Origin of the sequence: Streptomyces sp. TBY4 (genome assembly GCF_024213195.1) — a bacterium.
Classification (GTDB): Bacteria; Actinomycetota; Actinomycetes; order Streptomycetales; family Streptomycetaceae; genus Streptomyces.
Genome location: NZ_JANAVF010000020.1, coordinates 127,587 through 143,451 on the forward strand (window position 1 = coordinate 127,587; position 15,865 = coordinate 143,451).

The 15,865-nt window shown below is 72.3% G+C and carries 12 protein-coding genes; 5 read left to right on the forward strand and 7 right to left on the reverse strand.

The features are described 5' to 3' along the window. Window positions 1–74: 74 nt before the first annotated feature. Both NLX94_RS33800 and NLX94_RS33805 read left to right on the forward strand, forming a co-directional pair. On the forward strand, window positions 75–1,058 hold the full coding sequence (locus NLX94_RS33800; protein ID WP_254386990.1) for a serine/threonine-protein kinase: 984 nt from the start codon (window positions 75–77) through the stop codon (window positions 1,056–1,058). A gap of 147 nt (window positions 1,059–1,205) precedes the next feature. Continuing rightward, entirely contained in the window at window positions 1,206–2,429 is a 1,224-nt protein-coding gene (locus tag NLX94_RS33805; protein WP_254387029.1) for a transposase, read from the forward strand. Window positions 2,430–2,491: 62 nt separating this feature from the next. On the opposite strand, the gene NLX94_RS33810 is transcribed toward NLX94_RS33805, so the two are convergent. From NLX94_RS33810 to NLX94_RS33820, 3 genes are all read right to left on the reverse strand, one after another. Next, a complete protein-coding gene (locus tag NLX94_RS33810) occupies window positions 2,492–2,749 on the reverse strand; it encodes a response regulator transcription factor (RefSeq protein ID WP_254386991.1) in 258 nt (85 codons plus the stop codon). A gap of 201 nt (window positions 2,750–2,950) precedes the next feature. After that, the gene (locus tag NLX94_RS33815) at window positions 2,951–5,479 is read right to left on the reverse strand and encodes a SpoIIE family protein phosphatase (protein ID WP_254386993.1); all 2,529 of its coding nucleotides are present in this window, start codon (window positions 5,477–5,479) and stop codon (window positions 2,951–2,953) included. An 87-nt stretch (window positions 5,480–5,566) separates the two neighbouring features. Continuing rightward, entirely contained in the window at window positions 5,567–7,123 is a 1,557-nt protein-coding gene (locus NLX94_RS33820) for an acyltransferase domain-containing protein (protein WP_254386994.1), read from the reverse strand. A gap of 219 nt (window positions 7,124–7,342) precedes the next feature. Between NLX94_RS33820 and NLX94_RS33825 the strand changes: the two genes are divergently transcribed. Beyond that, on the forward strand, window positions 7,343–7,993 hold the full coding sequence (locus NLX94_RS33825) for a hypothetical protein (protein WP_254386996.1): 651 nt from the start codon (window positions 7,343–7,345) through the stop codon (window positions 7,991–7,993). Between the two features lie 66 nt (window positions 7,994–8,059). Here NLX94_RS33825 and NLX94_RS33830 read toward each other — a convergent pair whose 3' ends face one another. Continuing rightward, the gene (locus NLX94_RS33830; RefSeq protein WP_374684056.1) at window positions 8,060–9,739 is read right to left on the reverse strand and encodes a carbohydrate binding domain-containing protein; all 1,680 of its coding nucleotides are present in this window, start codon (window positions 9,737–9,739) and stop codon (window positions 8,060–8,062) included. A 316-nt stretch (window positions 9,740–10,055) separates the two neighbouring features. Here NLX94_RS33830 and NLX94_RS33835 point away from each other — a divergent pair, with 316 nt between their 5' ends. Beyond that, the gene (locus NLX94_RS33835; protein ID WP_254386998.1) at window positions 10,056–11,012 is read left to right on the forward strand and encodes a GlxA family transcriptional regulator; all 957 of its coding nucleotides are present in this window, start codon (window positions 10,056–10,058) and stop codon (window positions 11,010–11,012) included. 126 nt (window positions 11,013–11,138) lie between these two features. After that, window positions 11,139–12,137: a type I glyceraldehyde-3-phosphate dehydrogenase gene (gene gap / locus NLX94_RS33840; RefSeq protein ID WP_254387000.1), complete on the forward strand. Its 999-nt coding sequence runs from the start codon at window positions 11,139–11,141 to the stop codon at window positions 12,135–12,137. A gap of 10 nt (window positions 12,138–12,147) precedes the next feature. Here the strand turns inward: gap and NLX94_RS33845 are convergent, their stop codons facing one another. From NLX94_RS33845 to NLX94_RS33855, 3 genes are read right to left on the reverse strand one after another with little or no spacing between them, the layout of a single operon-like run. Then, window positions 12,148–12,912, reverse strand: coding sequence for a hypothetical protein (locus tag NLX94_RS33845; RefSeq protein WP_254387002.1), 765 nt, complete (start codon window positions 12,910–12,912; stop codon window positions 12,148–12,150). Further along, on the reverse strand, window positions 12,896–14,506 hold the full coding sequence (locus tag NLX94_RS33850; protein ID WP_254387003.1) for a VWA domain-containing protein: 1,611 nt from the start codon (window positions 14,504–14,506) through the stop codon (window positions 12,896–12,898). Before NLX94_RS33850 ends, NLX94_RS33845 begins: the two co-directional genes overlap by 17 nt. Then, a complete protein-coding gene (locus NLX94_RS33855; protein ID WP_254387005.1) occupies window positions 14,503–15,747 on the reverse strand; it encodes a hypothetical protein in 1,245 nt (414 codons plus the stop codon). The genes NLX94_RS33850 and NLX94_RS33855 overlap by 4 nt, the downstream gene beginning before the upstream one ends. Window positions 15,748–15,865 lie beyond the last annotated feature (118 nt).

Genomic DNA, 15,865 nt, shown 5'->3' on the forward strand with positions numbered 1-15,865 from the left:
CCGTGGGGCGAGCACCGCTCGCCCCACGGGCGTGCTCGGGGGCCACTGGATAGACTTTTTGCAGGAGGCGCCTGATGGGCACCGCAGCGAACCAGGGCCTTTACACGGGCCGGGCCTCCGGCCTGATCGGGAGGCAGATCGCCGGCTACCGGATCGAGCGCATCATCGGCCGGGGCGGCATGGCCGTCGTCTACCAGGCCAGGGACCTGCGGCTGGACCGTACGGTCGCGCTCAAGCTGATCGCCCCGGAACGCGTCCGGGACGAGGTCTTCCGGCGCCGCTTCGCCCACGAGTCCCGGGTCGCCGCCCGGATCGAGCACCCGCACATCGTGCCCGTCTTCGAGGCGGGGGAGACCGACGGGGTCCTCTACATCGCCATGCGGTACGTCGTCGGGCCGGACCTGCGCACCCTGCTGGACCGGGAAGGGCCGCTGCCCGTCCCGACCGCACTGCGCATCGCCGCCCAGGTGGCCTCCGCCCTCGACGCCGCCCACGAGCACGATCTGGTGCACCGGGACGTCAAACCCGCCAACATCCTGGTCGCCGAGGGCACCGACAGCGACCACCCGGAGCACATCTACCTCACGGACTTCGGACTGACGAAGAAGTCGCTGGCGCTCACCGGGTTCACCACGGCGGGCGAGTTCGTCGGCACGATCGACTACGTGGCGCCGGAACAGATCTCCGGGCGCCCGGTCGACGGCAGGTGCGATGTCTACAGCCTCGGCTGTGTGGTCTACGAGTCCCTCGCCGGCGGGCCGCCCTTCGTCCGGGACGACGCCCCCGCGCTGCTGTGGGCGCACCAATACGAAGAGCCGCCTCCCCTGACGGGGAAGCGGCCCGGTATCGCGCCGGCGGCCGACGCCGTACTGGCGAAGGCCCTGGCGAAGGTCCCGGAGGACCGTTACGGCTCCTGCCTGGAATTCGTGTCGGCGCTCCGTGCGGCCACTGTCATCGCCGCGGCCCCTGCCCTGCGGACGGCTCCACGGCCCGCGGATGCGGGGAGCGGGGCGCCGCCCAGGGAGCCCCCGGAGTGGGCCGGACCGGTGTTCACCTGATTTCTCCCATGATGCCCCGTCCTTTAGGGCGGGGAGGATTGGGTCCTTGGGTCGGAGGCGCGGAGCGCCGGAGTTCGGTTCGCATCTGTTCTGACCTGCCCTTTTCGGCTGTTGTCAGTGGTGGGGGGATAGGTTGCTGGGGTGACGATGGCACCGATGGCGGGGGATGCCGGGCATGCCCGGTGGACTTTCCGGCTGCGTGTGTCGTCCACGGCCCGCGCGGCCCTGTTGGGCGAGTGGAACCGGTGCCGGTGGGTGTGGAACGAGTCCTGCGCGAAGTCGAAGCAGACGCACCTCGCGAACAAGAACCGGCCCGAAGGCACGGACAAACAAACGTGTGGCCCGGCGCAGCTCGACAAGATGCTGACCGAGGCCCGGAGGGCGAACGCTTGGCTGCGGGCGGGCTCCTCGGTGCCGCAGCAGCAGTTGATCCGGGACTTCGGGAACTCCCGTGCGAAGGCGCAGAAGGACATCAAGGAACGGCTGCCGATGCGGCAGCGCGCCGGGATGCCGAAGTACAAGAAGAAGCGGGAAGCGCGGCCGTCCCTCAACTACACCAAGCGCGGCTTCCGGATCAAAGACGGGAAGCTGCACCTGGCGGGCGGCATCGCCCTGACGGTGGTGTGGTCGCGGAACCTTCCCGCAGGCCCGTCTAGCGTGCGCGTGTATCAGGACAGCCTCGGGCACTGGTACTGCTCGTTCGTCGTCCCCGCCGAGACCCAGCCGCTGCCGGAGACCGGCCGTGTGATCGGGATCGACTGGGGCGTGCGGGAAACCGCGACCACTACATCCGACGATCACGACCTGCCCCACGCCCAGCACGGCAAGAACGCGGCCGTCAGGCTGGCGCGCTACCAGCGGATGATGACCCGCCGTAAGCCGGCGAAGGGCAAGCCCGGCTCGAAGGGATACCAGCGGGCGAAGAAGCGAGTCGCGAAGCTGCACAGGAAGGTGGCCCGGCAGCGTCAGGACACCGGCCGAAAGTGGGCCAAGTGCGTGGTCCGCGACCACGACGCCCTGGCGGTGGAGGACTTCAAGCCGAAGTTCCTCGCCAAGTCGACCATGGCCCGCAAGGCCGCCGACGCGGCGATCTCCGCGACGAAGGCGGCCTTGGTCGAGATGGGCCGAAAGCACGGCCGGGCCGTGTATCTGGTCCATCCCGCGCACACCACGATGGACTGTGCGCAGTGCGGAGCGAGAACCAAGCACGCACTACCTCTCTCAGAACGTACCTACGCTTGCACCGCGTGTGGAGCCGTGTCCCCCAGGGACAAGAACTCCGCCCGCGTGATGCTGGTCCGGGCTGGTCTCAACCCGGCTGGTGCTGATCGCGGAAGACCAGGTGGGGCGCGGCCCCACCTGGCAGCGTGAGCCAGAAATCCCCGATCAGCCCTGGAGGGCGAGGAATCCCCTCCCTTCAGGGAGGGGAGGATTCAAAGTCCCAGGGAGATGGCCAGACGGGTCAGCTCGGCCGTGGTGTTGATGCCCAGCTTGGCCCGGATGCGGCGCAGGTAGGCGTCGACCGTGTGCTTGGAGAGTCCCATCGAGCGGGCGGTCTGCACGTAGGTGCACCCGGCGGCGATGTGGCGCAGCGCCTCCTGCTCGCGCGGGGCCAGTACGGTCGCGGGGGCCTCGGTGGCTGCGGGGGCGGTGGTGGCTTCGGGGTGCGGCGTGACGAGTGTGAGGCTCATGGGACTTCCTCCGGCACATCGGCTCGGTCATCACGGCTGCTCGCACCTTTGGAAGCAGAGGACATGTCCACGAATGTGAATGTATGTCCGTGTTAAAGAGCCTGTGGGTGGGAGTTCATCGCCCTGTCCGTCGTCTGTCACGGGCGTGTCACAGGGAAGGGCACATGGTCCTTCGGAGGGGGAAACGGGGAAACACGGTCCTCAGAGTTCCACGAGGGACTGCTCGGCCCAGATGGTCTTGCCGAAGAGGGTGTGCCGGGTGCCCCAGCGCTGGGTGAGCTGCGCGACCAGCAGCAGCCCGCGCCCTCCCTCGTCGAAGATCCGGGCCCGCCGCATGTGCGGGGCGGTCCCGCTCGCGTCCGAGACCTCGCAGATCAGCGTGGTGCCCTCGTGGATCAGCCGGAGCTGCACGGGCGGCTCGCCGTAGCGGATGGCGTTGGTGACCAGTTCGCTGACCACGAGCTCGGTGACGAAGGCGGCCTCCTCCAGCCCCCAGGCCTCCAGCTGGTCGGTGGCGTTGCGGCGGGCCTGCCCCACGAGGGAGGGGTCGGAGGGCAGGTCCCAGACGGCGACCTTGTCGGTGTGCAGGGCCCGGGTCCGGGCGACCAGCAGGGCCACGTCGTCGTCGGGGCGGCGGGTCAGCAGCGCCGTCAGCACCCGGTCGCAGACGGTGTCCAGGGCGGCGGCCGGCCGGATCAGCTCGGCGAGCATGCTGTCGAGGGCCTCGTCGATGTCGTGGTCGCGGCCCCGCAGGAGGCCGTCGGTGTACAGGGCGAGGAGGCTGCCCTCGGGGAGTTCGACCTCGACGGTCTCGAAGGGCAGGCCCCCCAGGCCCAGCGGAGGCCCCGCCGGGACGTCGAGCAGGTACGCGGAGCCCTCGGGGGAGACCACGGCGGGCGGGAGATGACCCGCCCGGGCGGCGGAGCACCGGCGGGTCACCGGGTCGTAGACCACGTACAGGCAGGTGGTGCCGATGCCCCCGGACGTCTCCTGGCCCGTCTCGTCGGCCGACAAGTGGATGATGAGGTCGTCTAGGTGGGTGAGCAGCTCGTCGGGCGGCAGGTCGACGTCCGCCAGCGTGCGCACCGCGGTGCGCAGCCGGCCCATGGTGGCGGAGGCGCGGATGCCGTGGCCGACGACATCGCCCACGACCAGGGCCACCCGGGCTCCGGACAGCGGGATCACGTCGAACCAGTCGCCGCCCACACCGGCCTCGCCGGTGGCGGGCAGGTAGCGGGAGGCGATCTCCAGCGCCGACTGCGCGGGCAGGGTGTGCGGGAGCAGGCTGCGCTGCAGGGTCATCGTGGTGGTGTGCTCCCGGGCGGTCCTGCGCGCACGGTGGATCGCGGTGGCCGCCCGGGTCGTGAGTTCCTCGGCCAGCCGCAGGTCCTCCGGGTCGAAGGGGTCCCGGTCCTGGTGACGGCTGAAGACGGCCAGGCCGAGGGTGACCCCGCCGTCGCGCAGCGGCACCAGCATGATCGAGCGCGTCCCGTACTCGCTGATCCAGCCGGCCCCGGGGTCCTGCGCGACCCACCGGGCGACCGCCGGGTCGGCGGTCCCGTAGACCGCGCCCCGCCCCGCGGCCAGACACTCCGCGGGGGGCGACAGCGCCGGGTAGACGAGAGTCTCCCCGACCGCGAACCGGGCCTCCCGGCTCCCGCCGAGGACCGACCGTACGGCGGTGCGGGACACCCGGAGCGGCCCCTTCCCGGGACCCCCGGCGGGCATCTCGCCGCGGGCGGAGGGTTCCAGCAGGTCGACGACCGCGAAGTCGGCGAGCCGGGGGACGGCCGCGTCGGCCAGCTCCTGCGCGGTACGGGCACTGTCCGGGGTGCTCCCGATGTCGAGGCGGGCGCCGGCGAGGGTCGGCGGGAGCGGCTGCCGCGGGGCGGCGCCGGCCGCGGGCCGGTCGTGCGCGGCCAGGTACACGGCCCGTACCCGGCCGTCCGGACCCGGTACGGGGGCCAGCGAGGTCGCCCAGCCGGGTGACGCGCTCGCGCCGGGCGGCCGGACGAAGCCGTCCACGGACTGCGGCTCGCCCGTCTCCAGCACCCGGCGCATCCCCCGCTCGGTCTCCTCGCTCACCGGGTCGGGGGAGATCTCGGACAGCCGCAGCCCGCGCATCTCGCCCTCGGTGAGGGAGAGCGCGCGGTGCATGCCCTCGTTGGCCCGCACCAGCCGCAGCTCCTCGTCGAAGACCGCCAGCACGCAGGGGGACCGGTCGAAGGCCCATGCGCCCAGGTCGCCCGGGTTGCCCGGGGCGCCCGCGCCGCCCGAGGTCCCGTCCCAGGACCCGCCGGACGCCCCCGTCACGGCGGACACCAGGAACCACTCGGCCGCTCCGACGGCGGTCGGCCTGCGGTGCGCGAGCAGTCCCGCGTCCAGTCGGCGGCCGTCCCGGTGGCGCAGCGGGACGGTGCCGCTCCACCGCTCCTGCCCGGGAGCCACCGGCCGCGCCGCAGCGCCCGTACCCACCGAATCGCCCGTACCTCCCGTACCTCCCGTACCGCCGGAGCCCGCAGGCCCGTAGGACCGCTCCGCGAGCAGGTCCGCGGCGGGCCGCCCCACGATCTCCGCGGGCGCGTAGCCGAGCAGCCGGCGGGCGCCCTCGCTCCACCCGGTCACGAGGCCCTGCTCGCTGATGGTGGCCGTGGCCGTGTACGCGGCCCCCGGGGAGGCGTGCGTGGTCCCGGCGGGCCGCTCACCGGGAGGGGTGGGAAGTTGCTCCATCGCCGCTCATCTCGCCTTCGCTGGCCAGGGGCTCCACTGACAAGCATGATCCGGCCCGGCAAGGAGCACCAACGCAGTGCGGCCCCCTCAGAGGTTCGCGGGAGCGGGGGCCAGTGCGCGCGGGTCGACCGGGGCGCCCAGGACCGCGAGCCGGGCGAGCGCCAGGACGAAGGTGCGGGTGTCGTCCGGCACCTCCCCGGTGACGGGGACGACGTGGACGTCGCCGTGGCCGGTGAGGTTGCGGCGGACCGAGGTCAGGAGCGAGCTCCCGCCGGTCACCTGGAGGAAGACGCGGGCCCCCTGGCCGTAGGCGGTGCGGACGGCGTCGTCGAAGCGGACGGGCACGGAGGCGTGCCGGACCCACAGGGAACGCAGCCGGTCGGGGTCGGCGCAGACCTCCGCGTTCACGGAGGAGACGAACGGCACCGAGGGGACGCCGATGCGACGGGTGGCGAGCCCCGAGCGCACGGCCTCCTCGGCGCGGGCCAGCCGGGGGGAGTGGAGGGCGTTCGCCGTGTCGAGCACGGCCGTGACGACCCCGGCCCGGGCGCAGGCCTCCCGCAGGGCGGCGAGACCTTCCGGGGTGCCGCTGACCACCACCTGCCGAGGCTGGTTGAAGCAGGCGAGCCACACGTCGTCGATGCCGGCGGCGAGGCGGCGGCAGGTCTCCTTGTCGGTCTGCACGGCCAGCATCCCGCCCCGGAGCCCGGCCCCGGCCCGCCGCAGGGCCGCGCCCCGGTGCACCAGCAGCCGGACGGCGTCCACGTGGGTCAGCGCCCCGGCCGCCGCGGCCGCCGCGAACTCCCCGGCGCTGTGGCCCAGGGCGAGGTCGGGGCCGATCCCGCAGTCGGCGAGGACCCGGGTGGCGGCGATCTGGACGGTGCCGAGCAGCGGCTGGCACACCTCGGTGGCGGAGAGCCTGCGGCCCAGCTCCCCGTTGTCCACGGGGGAGGCGGGGGAGGCGGGGGAGGCGGGGGAGGCGGGCGCGGAGGCCTCGCCGTAGAGCACGTCGGCCAGGTCGAAGCCGAGCCCGGCCCGGGCCACGGCGCTGAGCACGCAGACGGCCGAGCGGTAGGCAGGGAACCTCGCGTAGAGGTCCCGCATCGTGCCGGGCAGCCGGCCGTCCTGACCGGGGAACAGGAAGGCGATACGGCGCTGCGCGGGCGGCAGCGGGGCATCGGCGGCGAAGGCGCCGTCGCCGAGGTCGCCCCGGGCTCCGTCGAGGAGCTGCTCGCGGGCCCGGCGCAGCCGCAGGAGGAAGCCGGCCGTGTCGGTGGCCACGATCGCGAGCCGGGCCGGCAGCGGCGGCCGCGCGGCTAGGGCGTGGACCACGGCCGCCAGCGGCGTACGGTCCGCCGCGTCGAGTACGTCGAGAACCTCGCCGATGTGCTGGTCCAGGAGCCCGGGGCTGCCGGCCGAGAGGAAGAGGAGCTGGGGCCCGGTACCGGCGCCGGAGGAGCGGACGGCGGCACCTCGCCGGGTGCCGCCGCACCGAAAGGGCCAGGGGGCTTCGGCGCGGTGCCGGGAGTCGGAGCCGTCCACGGAGTCAGGGAGGGCGACCGGCTCCGTACAGGCGGCCGCACGGGGGGCGGACCGGTCGCCGGGGAAGCAGCAGCCGGGTCCGATGAGGGCGATGTCAGTCATGGCGGGTCCGCCTTCGCTCCGGATGGGCGCGTCGCTCCTGCTGTGCGCAGGACGGTCGCTCTCCACCGTGCCCGGAGGGCGGGCGGCGGCGTAGACCCGGGTTTTCGTCACTTGACAGGTGCGGAGTATCGCGCAGGGGCATCGGGGGCGGCGGTGCACGCCGGCTGGGAAGGTGGAGGGTGAAGGAGGGGGAGGGGGTCACGCGGAAAGGGCTGAGCCATGGCGAACACGGATGGTGCCCGGGGTACGGGCAAGGTGGCGCGGATCCTGGAGAGTCCGTTCGTGGGGCTGTCCCCCTGGATCGTCTTCGCCTTCGTGGTGGGGCCCGGACGCTTCGAATGGGCGGTGGGGCTGGCCCTGGCCATCTCCGTCTGCCTCGTCGTCGGCAGCAGGATGCTCCGTCCCGGATCCTCGCTGAAGATCCTGGAACTCGCCGACGTCGTGTTCTTCGGGATCCTGACGGTGGTCGGGGCCTTCGCGAGCGACGGCACGCGCCGCTGGCTGGAGACCTACGCGGGCGAGATCTCGAACATCGCCCTCTTCGCCATCGCCTTCGGCTCCATCCTGGTCGGGGTGCCGTTCACCCTCCAGTACGCCCGGGAGCAGGTCGACCGGAAGTTCTGGGACTCGCCCGTCTTCAAGCGGACGAACTACCTGATCACCGGGGTCTGGGGGCTGGCCTTCCTGGTCAACGCGATCGTGGGGGCGTACGGCGACCTGGTGCTCCGCGACCCGGACAACATGTGGACCGGCTGGATCATCCAGGTCCTCACCATCGTCGGAGCCCTGCGGTTCACCGAAAGGTATCCGGAGGCCGTACGGGCCCGGGTGCGGGCCGGCGCCGAAGGGGAGGCCCCGACCGGTTCCTGACCCGGTACGGGGCGCGGGGGCCGCCGCGGAACTCCGCGACGGCCCCCGCTGCTGCGGGGCGGTGGATCAGCCGGTGAAGCCGGCCGTGATGGAGGTGAACTGCCAGTCGCTCTGGGCGATGCCGGAGCAGGTCTCCTGCAGGCCGCCGCCGGGGCAGCCGCGGTCGCGGTTCACCGACCAGAAGGCGAGGCGCGCGATGTGGTGGGAGTTGGCCCAGTTCCGGATGTCGGTCCAGTTCTGGACGGTGGTGGTCTCCTGGGTGTCGCTGATGCCGTTCATCCCCGAGATGCCGATGTGGGAGTAGGCGGTCGCGTCGTCCCAGCCGTAGACGGACTTCAGCTTGGCCTTGAGCCCCTCGGTCGCGCTGACCGTGCTGGCGTACATGTCCGTCGAGGCGTTGCCGAAGTCGAACGGCATGATCGTGAAGACGTCGATCCCGGCGTTCAGTGCCTTGGACTGCTCGATCAGGCGGTTGCCCCAGCTGGTCGGGCCGGTGGTGGAGGTGCCGAAGGTCAGGATGGTCCTCAGGCCGGGGTTGTTCTGCTTGACGATCTTGAGCGCGCCGAGGATGCGGTCCTGGACCACGGCGTTCTCGAACTCGTCGGTGTTCTCTATGTCCACGTCGATGGCCTTGAGGCCGTACGCGCTGATGACCTGCTGGTAGGCGCCGGCCAGGGCCTCGGCGCTGGAGCAGTTGGGGCCGAGCTTATTGCCCTGCCAGCCGCCGATGGAGGGCACGATGTCACCGCCCGCCGCACGGATGGAGGCGATGGTGCTCTGGTCGATGCCGCCGGTCAGCGGGCGCTGGCCGTCCCAGGACGGGTTGCAGCCGCCGGAGGAGAGGATGAACGCCATGGTGAACCACTTGGTGCCGGTCGCGTTCATGACGGTGGTCGCGCTCGGCGGGTTGCCCCAGCCGAGGTAGAGGTACGGAGCGGCCTGCTTGAAGCCGGCCGGCGGCACGGTCCCGGTGTCGGTGGTGACGTTGACGGTGTTCGAGGCGGCCGAGGTGTTCCCCGCGGCGTCGCGGGCGCGCACGGTGAACGCGTAGGCGGTGCTGGGGGTCAGGCCGGTGACGGTCGCGCTGGTGGTGGTGGAGGTCGCGACCTTCGCCCCGCCCTGGTAGATGTCGTAGCCGTTCACGCCGACGTTGTCGGTGGAGGCGGTCCAGCTCAGGGAGGCCGTGGTGGAGGTCTTCCCGGTGGCGGCGAGGCTGCCGGGCACGGTGGGCGCCTGGGTGTCGACGGTGCCGCCCGGACCGTCCAGGGTGATGTCGTCGGCGTGGTAAGTGCCCTGTCCGTACCAGCCGTTGAGGTAGATCTCGGCGCTGGTCTGGGAGGCGCCGGTGGTGAAGGAGACCGTCAGCTTGGTGTAGGCGGCCGCGGAGGGGGTCCAGGTGGAGGCGCCGCCGGTGACCCCGAGGTAGACGTAGCTGCCGCGGACCCAGGCGGAGAGCGTGTACGTGGTGCTGGGCTGCACGGCGACGGTCTGGACGCACTTGGCGTTGTCGCTCGCGCTGGCCGCGCCGGCCAGGGCCTTGCTCCCGCCGTGCACGGGCGAGCCGACCACGGAGCCCAGGCCGCCGGAACAGGACCAGCCGGCCGTGGTGCCGGACTCGAAGTCGCCGTTCGAGAGGATGTTGGCGCCGAAGGCCGCACCGGGAGAGGTCAGCACCGCGGCCGCGCCGAGCAGGGTCGCGCCGACGGCGCAGGCCAGCCGGGTACGGGTTCGGGTAGGGGTACGCAAGGAAGTGCCTCCAGTGGGAATGGGGGGACGGCGCGGAGCGCGGAGCGTGGGCGTGCGGCCCGCCGGGGGCGCGTGGGGGCGCCGGCGGCGGGCGGGGGGAGAACCCGTGGTGGGGCCGTACATCCGGACGGAAAGGGGGAGTTGACGTCGTGTCCGCTTCGGAGCTGCTGCGAATCCGCTTCGTGGCCGGGAACCTAATCCTCCGGAAGGATCGCCGTCAACAGGTCTGGACCAACTGATAGGTGGTGATCTCAATCGGAAGGTTTACTAACCGTGGTGCTTGACAAGCCTCCCGCCCCTTCGGAAGCATGTCGCGGTGCCAGCCTCCCGCCCCCACCACGTCGCCGTGCTCGTCCTCGAAGGGGCCAAACCCCTCGACGTCGGCATCCCCGCGCAGGTGTTCACGACCCGCGCGAGCATGCCCTACGAGGTTCGGGTGTGCGGAGCCGCCCCGGGGCTGGTGACCGGCGGCGACGGCCTGTCGTACTCCGTCGCCCACGGCCTCGAAGCCCTCGCCTGGGCCGACACCGTCTTCGTCCCCGGGTACCGGTTCCCCGACCGCGAGGACCCGCCGCGGGCCGTCGTCGAGGCGTTGATCGCCGCCCACGACCGGGGCGCGCGCCTCGCGGCCATCTCCACGGGAGCCTTCGCGCTCGCCGCCACGGGCCTGCTCGACGGCAGGCGCGCCACCACGCACTGGCACTACGCCCGGGCGCTCGCGGCGAAATGGCCGCTGGTCCAAGTCGACGAGAACGTGCTGTTCGTCGACGAGGGCTCCGTGCTGACCTCGGCCGGAGCCGCCTCCGGGATCGACCTCTGCCTGCACATCCTGCGCCGCGATCTCGGGGTGGCCGCGTCGAACCACACGGCCCGGCGGCTCGTCGCCGCCCCCTACCGCAGCGGCGGCCAGGCGCAGTACGTACGGCGCAGCGTGCCCGAGCCGCTCGGCCCGCGGTTCGCCGCCACCCGCGAGTGGGCGCTGCACCGGCTCGGCGAACCCCTCACCCTGGAGGTGCTCGCCCGGCACGCGGCGGTCTCCCCGCGGACGTTCTCGCGGCGGTTCGCCGAGGACACCGGCTACACGCCGATGCAGTGGGTGATGCGCGCCCGCATCGACGTGGCCCGCGAACTGCTGGAGCGCTCGGAGCGGAGCGTGGAGCAGATCGCCGCGGACGTGGGCCTGGGCACCGGCGCCAACCTGCGGCTGCACTTCCAGCACATCCTGCGCACCTCGCCGAGCGAGTACCGGCGCACCTTCGCCCGGGGCGAGTGACGGACAGGAGGCCTGTCCGCCTCTTGGCGCGATCCTTGCGGACCGTGGCGATCGCGCCGCTGTCGCGGGTGCTCCCGAGCCGCGAATCTGGTGGGGAACCCAAGGGACAGGGAACAGGGAGACACCATGACTCGCATCGCCATCAACGGATTCGGCCGCATCGGACGCAACGTGCTGCGTGCTCTGCTCGAGCGCGACAGCAAGCTCGAGGTCGTCGCGGTCAACGACCTCACCGAGCCCACCGCCCTCGCGCGGCTCCTCGCCTTCGACACCACCTCCGGCCGCCTCGGCCGGCCGGTGAGCGTGGAGGGGGACGTCCTCGTCGTCGACGGCCGCCGCATCAAGGTGCTCGCCGAGCGCGAGCCGGCGCAGCTGCCCTGGGCCGAACTCGGCGTGGACATCGTGCTGGAGGCCACCGGCCGCTTCGCCACCGCCAAGGCGGCCCGCGCACACATCGAAGCGGGCGCCAAGAAGGTGCTCGTCAGCGCACCGGCGGACGGGGCCGACATCACGCTCGCCTACGGGGTGAACAGCGACTCCTACGACCCGGCCCTGCACACGATCGTCTCCAACGCCTCCTGCACGACCAACGCGCTCGCGCCGCTGGCCGCCGTCCTGGACGAACTCGCGGGCATCGAGCACGGGTTCATGACCACGGTGCACGCCTACACGCAGGAGCAGAACCTGCAGGACGGCCCGCACCGCGACCCCCGGCGCGCCCGTGCGGCCGGCGTGAACATCGTGCCGACCACGACGGGCGCCGCCAAGGCCATCGGCCTGGTCCTGCCGAACCTGGACGGCAAGCTCTCCGGCGACTCGATCCGCGTCCCCGTCCCGGTGGGCTCGATCGTCGAGCTGAACACCACCGTCTCCCGCGACGTGACCCGCGAGGACGTGCTGGCGGCCTACCGCGCCGCGGCCGAAGGCCCGCTCGCCGGCGTCCTGGAGTACTCGGAGGACGCCCTCGTCTCCTCCGACATCACGGGCAACCCCGCCTCCTCCATCTTCGACTCGGAGCTCACCCGCGTCGAAGGCCGCCACATCAAGGTGGTCGCCTGGTACGACAACGAGTGGGGCTTCTCCAACCGGGTGATCGACACGCTCGAACTCCTCGCGAGCCGCTGAGGCCCCGCCTTCAGCGGAAGATGGCCATCGCCTGAACCTCCAGGACGCCTTCGTCCGGATTCCATTCCTGGACCTTGCCCAGGCAACGGGCGGAGAAGGTGCCCTGGGGGACCTGGTTGCGCAGGCCCTCCGTGGCGCAGGTGACGCGGACACGGGGGCCGGCGGCGGGGTCGGCCGGGTCTCCGTACGGGGCCAGGAAGACGGTGGATCCGCCCTCGGGGCCCTCGCCGGTCGCGCGGAACCGGCCCCGGATCAGCACGAAGCCCTCGATGTCGCGCAGCCGGACCTCGCCCCGCGCCGCCGTGGACGCCGTCCGCAGCAGCGCGGGGCTGCGCGTGACGGACCGGCTCGGAAGGTCGACGTGGACGATGACCCGCTTCTCCTCCAGGACCTTCATGATCAGGCCGATCACCGAGATCGGTTCCGCGACCTCCATGTAGCGGCTGACGATCTCGGTGTTCTCCCTGCGGCCGCCGTCCGCACCGACGCCGAAGACCTTCGCACGGACCGTTCCGTCCTTGCTGTCGCTGGTGCGCTGTTCCACCTCCTTGCGCAGGGCGGCCGTGTACCCGCGCATCTGGTAGTGGTCCATGACCGTCCTGTCGTGCAGGTAGAAGCAGATGCCGTCCGTGAGGTCCCCGGCAGCGGCCCGCCGGGATCGGACGAGCCCCAGCAGGGCCACCGTCAGGAGCGCCGCGAGGCCCGTCCCGGTGGCCGCCCACAGCAGCATCCAGGGCCACCAGACGGCCCACCACGCTTCACTCGTGACACCCACGGATCTCCTTGAACGCGTCGAGAAGGGACTGCCCGGTGGCATCGGCCATGTGCCCGCCGGTGGCCCTGGCGGCCCGGTCGGCTTCCCCCGGGTCGGCTTCGCCGTACCGGACGGTGTAGGTGCGCACCGCGCGTACGGCCGCGGGCAGGGCCTCGTACCGGGTGAGGAAGGCATCGAGGCTCATCCCGGCGTTGTTCTCCCCGTCGGTCATGAGCACGATGGACACGCGCCGGCCGGGTTCCTTCGCCAGAGCGCCGGCCGCCGTCCCGTAGGCGTGATCGAGGGCCGACCACACGGCGGTGCCCGGGGCGAAGCCGTCATCGGCGACGAAGCCGCGCAGCCGCTCCAGGTCGGCCGCACCCGTGTACGTCACGCTCCGCTCGTCCAGTACGCGGCCGCCGAAGCGCATCACCGTGAGGGTCTCGCCCCGGTGGAAACGGGTGAACTTGCCGGAAGGGGACCCGTCCGCGCCGCTGAGCCCGTCCATCGTGGCGCGCAGGGCCGCGATCCGCTCGCCGCGCATGGAACCGGAGAAGTCGAGCAGGAAGAGGACGTGGGCCGGGCGCTCGGTCCGTGCCCGGTCGTAGTCGGCCAGCAGCCGGTCGACGACCGCCTGGCTGTCCGGGAAGTACAGGGCGTTGCCGAGCGGGGCGCGCAGGTCCGGCCCGCGGGTGATGCCCGGGTCGACCGGCCGGCGCAGCGTCCGTTCCATGATCTTCTGCTGTACCGGTCCGCTCCGGAGCCAGGACGTCAGCCGGTCGTACGCGGCCCGCTTGGCCGGGTCGAGGAGCATCAGCGGATAGTCGGACAGCACGATGCCGTCCTTCGGATAGACGATCTCCAGGGGAGTGCGCAGGGTGCCCGCGCGGTTGAGGGCGAGCAGCTCGGACTCGTAGGTGATCAGCGCGTCGAGGTGGTCCTCGCCCCGTACGTAGGCGTCGGCGAGGCGTCCCGAGCTGTCCTCGGTCACCGCCTGCCCGGTGAAGAAGCCCCGCAGCCGGTCACAGGAGACGTCCTCGGGGCGCAGGGCGCCGCCGGTGCCCGCCGCGGCGGTCGCGACGCCCACGAGTGCGGCGAGTCCGCTGTTGGTGCGGCGGGGGTCGGCCATGGCGTACTTCAGCGAGCCGGCCGCAGCGGCGTCCGCCAGGTCCGCCCAGGACAGCCGGCCGTCGGGGGTCGCCCGCCGCAGCGTCCCGGCCACCTCGGGCTTGATGCCGACGACCACGGGGGAGCGCATGGTGCTCGTCGACAGCGGGCTCTGCGTCAGGCGTCCGCTCTCCTTCAGCAGGAGCTGGAAGGGGCGGGAGGAGGAGAGCCAGGCGAGGTCGTGCCCGTAGCTGCCGGTGGCCAGGGAGGCGGCGGCCTCGACGGTGCCCCGGTACTCCATCGTCAGCGTGATGCCGGTGTCGCGCCGCAGGTCGTCCAGGAGGGGCTGCATGTCCGCGAGTTCGGAGCCGGCGAGCACGGTCAGGGTCACCGGCTCGTCCTCGCCCTCGGAGCAGGCGGTGAGCAGGGCCAGTACGTACAGGCAGGCCAGGGCGAGCGCGGTCCGGGCCCTGCGCCGGCTCCGGCGGCGTGCGCCGTGCGCCGTCACGGCGCCCCGTCCGGCAGCGGGGCGGGCGGGCAGTCGCCCACGATGGAGATCATCCGCTCCAGGTAGCGGATCCGGGGCATGGGCGAGCGGGTGTCGTCACTGCGCAGGACGGGCACCGGGACGTTCCGCCCGGTCAGGAACCGCGCCAGCTGGTCTCCGGCGACCTCGCCGGCCGGGTCCAGGATCCGGAAGCCCAGCTCCATCGCACGGCGGCGCAGCTCCGGGTCCGTGGTGATGAGTTCGCCGAGCCGCTCGCCCTTGGCGTTCAGGGAGATGAACTGGGGCTGCGTGACGAACTGGCTGGAGGGGTAGAGCAGTACGCGCTCGGAGTCGAGCCGGCCGGATTCGGCCCGGTACCGGACCTGGTAGGTGAGGTACTGGTGCTCGTACGCCACGACCACCGGGGCGATGCCCTTGCCCTCCGGCGACATGTACGTCCGGAACACGTCGGCGGCGGGCAGGCCCTGCTCCATGAGGTGTTTGACGGCCTGTCCGCGGCTGCTCGCCTCCTGCTCGGTGGCGGGGACGTCGGGACCGTTGCCGCGCCAGGTGAAGGAGACCAGGGCCAGGTAGGTGCCGGCCGAGTTGGAACTGCACACGTCGGGGGTCTGGGCGACGATCCGGTTGGCGTTGGAGATCCCGTGCCGGTCGATGCCGAGGCTGTTCCAGCGCAGTCCGCCGTCGATGGCGGCGAGGAACTTGTGCATGTCCAGCGAGTAGTAGAGCGGCCGGTCCGCGCCCCCGGAGGGCAGCGGGGCCGCGATGCCGGCGTCGCGCAGGGTCTCGGCGTACTCCCGGTAGGTGGCGAGCACGATGGGGCTCACGAACGGGCGGTGCACCTTGGCGTACTGGCCGGCCGCCGCGCGCATTGAGGTGATCAGGTCGCCGGCCGGCTGGCCGGAGGGGAAGACGAAGTCGAAGGCGGCGACGTCCCGCAGGGCGACCTCGCGCGAGCCCGAGTCGGTCGTGTGGACCCTGATGCGGTGCTTCAGCAGGATCCGCTTGACCTCCTCGTCCTCGAAGAAGTCCCGCTTGGAGGCCATCTTGCCTTCGAGGACGACCACCCTCTCGAAGGGCAGCAGCAGATTGCCCGATACGGCCAGCGTGGCGAGCCCCGTCACCACCGTGGCCAGCGCGGGCAGGAAGAACAGCAGCAGGCTCCGCCGCGACCAGGAGCCGGCCGACCGGCGCCGGACGGCCAGACGTGGCTCCTCGACGATCGGTCTGTCCGCGACAACCACCCGCGCCCCCTAGGCCGTCTCTTCCGGATCTTGCCTGGCCCGCGCCGCCCGGCACCGCACCTCGCCGTGCTGCCGGGGCACCCGAGTACGTCCAGTACGCGGGAGCCCCGGCAGCACG

Bases quoted from the DNA above. Each gene is read 5' to 3' on its own strand.
- gap (WP_254387000.1), top strand. From the start codon at position 11,139: ATGACTCGCATCGCCATCAACGGATTCGGCCGCATCGGACGCAACGTG.
- NLX94_RS33825 (WP_254386996.1), top strand. From the start codon at position 7,343: ATGGCGAACACGGATGGTGCCCGGGGTACGGGCAAGGTGGCGCGGATC.
- NLX94_RS33810 (WP_254386991.1), bottom strand. From the start codon at position 2,749: ATGAGCCTCACACTCGTCACGCCGCACCCCGAAGCCACCACCGCCCCC.
- NLX94_RS33820 (WP_254386994.1), bottom strand. From the start codon at position 7,123: ATGACTGACATCGCCCTCATCGGACCCGGCTGCTGCTTCCCCGGCGAC.
- NLX94_RS33800 (WP_254386990.1), top strand. From the start codon at position 75: ATGGGCACCGCAGCGAACCAGGGCCTTTACACGGGCCGGGCCTCCGGC.
- NLX94_RS33815 (WP_254386993.1), bottom strand. From the start codon at position 5,479: ATGGAGCAACTTCCCACCCCTCCCGGTGAGCGGCCCGCCGGGACCACG.
- NLX94_RS33805 (WP_254387029.1), top strand. From the start codon at position 1,206: ATGGCACCGATGGCGGGGGATGCCGGGCATGCCCGGTGGACTTTCCGG.